Genomic DNA, 4482 nt, shown 5'->3' on the forward strand with positions numbered 1-4482 from the left:
TTTTCACTTTTTTATACACATGACGTGATAAATGCCATTGATAATCTCTGTACCTTCCGTTTCATGCTCAAAACCAGGAAATTCGTGATCCCACTTTTGTAATGCGTGTAAATATCCAATTTGGGGACTGGTTTTATCACCAAAGTTCTCGCCTGAAAGCAGCATGGGAATACCGGGCGGATATGGGATGATAGAGTTCGCAGCAATGCGATGAGGTAAATCGTCCAGTGCCACCATTTCCACATTATGGGTCACAATGGCCTGGTAAGCGGTTCGCGGCGTCATTTCCATTTTGGGTAAACCAGCATATGCCCGATTCAGTTTTTCACCCGGATTATTCTGCCGTAAATAATCGAACATTTTATCGCCTAACTCTTTCAATCCTAAATGCTCATACACCTCTGGGTGCTGCTCTACCAAATCTGGTAAAACTTTATTCAAAGGCGTATTAGCATCATAATGGTGTTTGAAAGACAGCAAGGTGTTAAGCAATGTTCCCCATTTTCCTTTGGTGATCCCCATTGAAAATAGGAACATAATTTGGAAGTCCGTGGTACGGGTTGGTACGATACCGTGCTGACTTAACCATGCGGTGACTAATGCTGCCGGCACGCCCTGTTTTTTTCAACTTACCATTATCCCCCATGCCCGGAGCCAATATGCTGACTTTAATCGGATCAAGCATACTCCAGTTATCCGGTAAATCTTCAAATCCGTGCCAACTGTCTCCCGGACGCATTACCCAACAACTTTGTTCTTTCGTCAGTAGTTCCTTGGGTGTATCCTCAAAAGCCATTTTTTTACCAGTCACAGGATCTGTCACTTTTTCCTGATTCCAGGGCTTAAAGAACCAATCCCCTTTCTTACTGAAATCTCGATTCAAACGCGCTAATGCCTGACGGAAATCAACAGCTTCTTCAATAACTTCCTGAGTCAATGAGTAGCCACTATTGCCATCCATCATTGAAACCGCGATATCATTTGAAGCGCAAATCGCATACAGAGGAGAAGTTGTTGCATGCATCATGTAGGCCTGATTAAACCTCGAAAATTCTACAGGTTTGCGTCCGTCCCGTACATGGATAAAGGAGGCTTGAGATAGTGCATTCAACAACTTGTGAGATGAATGGGTAGCAAAAACTGTCGGCCCAGAGTGATTTTTCGGATCTCCACGCATGGCAAAATGATCATGATAAATTGGGTTAAACCGCGCATAGCCATACCATGCTTCATCAAAATGTATTCTATCGACACTTTTATCTAATAACTCCTGTACATGCTTAGCGTTATAACAGACACCATCATAGGTACAGTTTGTCACTACGCTATAAACAGGTTTCTGATTAGCCATGCCTTGGAACAGTGGATTTTGTTTCAGTTTCTTCTGTAATGTTTTAGCCTGCATTTCTTGTGGATAGATAGGCCCGATGATGCCATAGCGGTTACGGCTCGGCAGCATATAAACCGGTTTGGCGCCTGTCAGTATCAGCCCCTGTTCAATGGACTTATGACAATTTCGGTCAATGATGACCACGTCATCTTCGGTCATACAAGCCTGCATAATCGTGCGGTTAGAGCCTGACGTTCCGACCACGACAGAATAAGAATGGTCTGCACCAAATACTCTGGCGGCGTTTCTTTCACTTTCACCAAATGCACCGGAATGATCTAATAGCGAACCCAATGAAGCTCGCTCAATTCCCATATCGGTACGAAAAAGATTTTCCCCATAATAGTCATGATAAAAGCGACCAACTGGTGTTTTATTAAATCCGACGCCCCCTTGATGCCCTGGCGCCGCCCAGGAATATTCATAGGTTCGGCTGTATTTCATCAATGCCGACATTAAAGGAGGAAATAATTGTTGACGATAACGCTGCATGGCTGCAATGGCACGACCCGCAATAAAATCCGCAGAATCTTCCAATATCCAGGCAAATTCAGTTAGCTGTTCCAGTAATTCATGATTTAGCAAAAATACCGCTTTTTCCCGATCACTTAACAAAAAGACCGGAACATTTTCCTGTCGTTCAAATAATTTATTGAGAAGTTTCTGTATTTGACGATATAAATCATCATCGATGAGTGCACAGCTTATCATTAAACAATCGAACGATTCATTGGCTGAAATTATTGTATAACTATCATCAAAAGACTCAGCAATAATAACATCCACGTCTTTTTCGATTAATTTATCAGCCAACCTATGCACAGCATTTTCCACATAGTGACTATGATATCGTGTACCCACTTCGTTTTCTGCTATCAATACTTTCATGACATTATTCCTTACTCTATCTCTACTTGAACTGACAGGATAAATTCAGAGTTACTTGGCAATGACCATCGAATAGTTGATACGATCAGGAAAATTTAACGATGCTAAATGAGACACAGTAAAAGCTATCAATAATATAATTATCTAAGTTAACTATTTGTTAATATATAATTTTAAGATTAAAAATCACATTGATTAATATAGTGTCTATTTGAATTTGTGCAATCCATTTGTTTTTTTGTCTATCTCTAAAATTTGGCGTTTATGGGTTTAGTAAGAGCCAGAGCACAATAGCGTAACCATGTGGATTTTCTTTACCAGCGTTACTATGAAGGGTACGGGACGTCATTAAGTAAGTGCTGATGATGCCCATCACTAAATTATGGGAACAATATGAAAGAACATCCTGATTTATGGGCCGATTTATTAAACGGTCTAAGAAACGCTTGGCCGCAAATTTCTGGTTCTATTTTGGCCATCATGATCTGTTACGGCCGACTTATTTATGACGGTGTGGAGCGGAAAAATCGCTGGGTCGAGCCGCTACTATGTGGAGCGCTGTCGTGGGGATTTTCCAGTGGACTGGAACTATTTGGTATTCCAAACAGTATTTCACCTGCCCTCGGCGGTGCCGTTGGTTTTATTGGCGTAGAGAAAATACGAGAGTTTGCCATTCGTGCCATCAATAAACGTTTAGGAGATAACAATGACAAGAGGGATTCGTAACCACAACCCGGGCAATATCCGCCACGGTGATAAATGGCAGGGTTTGCGTGATATCCAGACAGACAAATCATTTTGTCAATTTGGGGCGCCGGAATATGGCATACGGGCGATGCTAAAAATTCTGCGCAACTACGAACGCAAATACGGGGACAATACTATTCGCCAGTTTATTTCCCGCTGGGCACCACCGAATGAAAATAATACCGAGAGTTATATCGTTTATGTATGTAAATCAGTTGGCATAGCTAGCAGTGCCGTGGTGGATGTAGAAAATGTCGCCACAATGAGCCGACTGGTTAAAGCTATCATTCAAATGGAAAACGGCCAACAGCCTTATTCCGATGAGATCATTAAGCGAGCATTTGAATTGTTATAAGTTCTAATCACCGCCTACTGGCGGTGATTTTCAACAGTATCGTATCCCGCTTCCCTGCCAGATAACTAAAAATATAACTTGCTTAATATTCGCAATCATGCGTTAATAGCTGGGTCGGTTTGAAAGACAGACCTCATACAAAGCAGTTTATTAAAGCAATTCTCATCCTCAGGCGTTATCCCAGATATCCCCTTCTTTTTGAGTTTCTCCATTAAGCGCTAAGTAGTTTCTGTAAAACAAGCCATATTCGCCTAAAAAGGCTCAATTAAAGGAAATATCACATGTCTAATAAAATGACTGGTTTAGTAAAATGGTTTAATGCGGATAAAGGTTTTGGTTTTATCTCCCCTACTGATGGAAGCAAAGACGTCTTCGTACACTTCTCCGCTATTCAGAGTAACGACTACCGCACTCTGTTCGAAGGCCAGAAGGTCGAGTTCTCTATCGAGAAGGGTGCTAAAGGCCCGGCAGCAGTAAACGTTGTGCCTACAGCGTAAAATCTTCCCTGAGTCCCTTCCTCTGCGATAACGAAGACAGCCTCTGGCTTGAGTGGACAGAGTGACGGGATGTCAAAATATTTTCAGTTGCCGGTATGGATAAAACTGGACCGGTTTCTGCCCCTTCCTCTTTGGCTTCATTATCAATAGAAGCGTTCTATCCGTTGAAAGCTTAACTTCCTGAATCTCTCAAATCTTCTGCTCCCACCGTGTTCCCGTGCTAGTTAATCCTTTTTCTAGCGAGGGGATATTTATGCCAGATGCCTTCAATACACCGCAAAGAAGATTATGTAAGAACAAAACATTATATAGGGATTTTGAAGAACTGAATCATTAAGAGCCAGTATATGATAGCCCCATAGAGCGCCATGAATGTTCTGTTAAGCCTCCCCAAAACTCGCCACATAGGCACACCATCAGAATTTTTAAAAACCCCTATCAAAAATAAATAGTCTAAATCCCTTTTATAGCGGAAATTTTAAAAATAAAGTACCTGCTCATAAAGAGTTAGTTCTTCAATATCTCCAGTGTGCAGTAATGCCACATAAATCAAATTTAATTCATTATTAACCCGGTTAACCAGTCTCACGAGCAGGAGTTAAGCA

At 41.6% G+C, this 4482-nt stretch carries 3 protein-coding genes and 1 pseudogene; 3 read left to right on the forward strand and 1 reads right to left on the reverse strand.

All coding sequences use genetic code 11. The features are described from left to right. Window positions 1–3: 3 nt before the first annotated feature. Window positions 4–2278 (reverse strand): annotated as a pseudogene (gene adiA / locus BDE27_RS08395) (arginine decarboxylase). Between the two features lie 393 nt (window positions 2279–2671). Between adiA and BDE27_RS08400 the strand changes: the two are divergent. From BDE27_RS08400 to cspG, 3 genes are all read left to right on the forward strand, one after another. Next, window positions 2672–3004 carry a phage holin, lambda family gene (locus BDE27_RS08400; protein ID WP_099133599.1) on the forward strand — a complete coding sequence of 111 codons (333 nt, stop codon included), beginning with the start codon at window positions 2672–2674 and terminating at the stop codon, window positions 3002–3004. Beyond that, window positions 2985–3380: a structural protein gene (locus BDE27_RS08405; RefSeq protein WP_099133601.1), complete on the forward strand. Its 396-nt coding sequence runs from the start codon at window positions 2985–2987 to the stop codon at window positions 3378–3380. Before BDE27_RS08400 ends, BDE27_RS08405 begins: the two co-directional genes overlap by 20 nt. Window positions 3381–3661: 281 nt before the next feature. Beyond that, window positions 3662–3877: a cold shock protein CspG gene (gene cspG, locus BDE27_RS08410; protein WP_099133603.1), complete on the forward strand. Its 216-nt coding sequence runs from the start codon at window positions 3662–3664 to the stop codon at window positions 3875–3877. The last annotated feature ends 605 nt before the right edge of the window (window positions 3878–4482 follow it).

It is taken from the genome of Xenorhabdus ehlersii (assembly GCF_003610465.1).
Classification (GTDB): Bacteria; Pseudomonadota; Gammaproteobacteria; order Enterobacterales; family Enterobacteriaceae; genus Xenorhabdus; species Xenorhabdus ehlersii.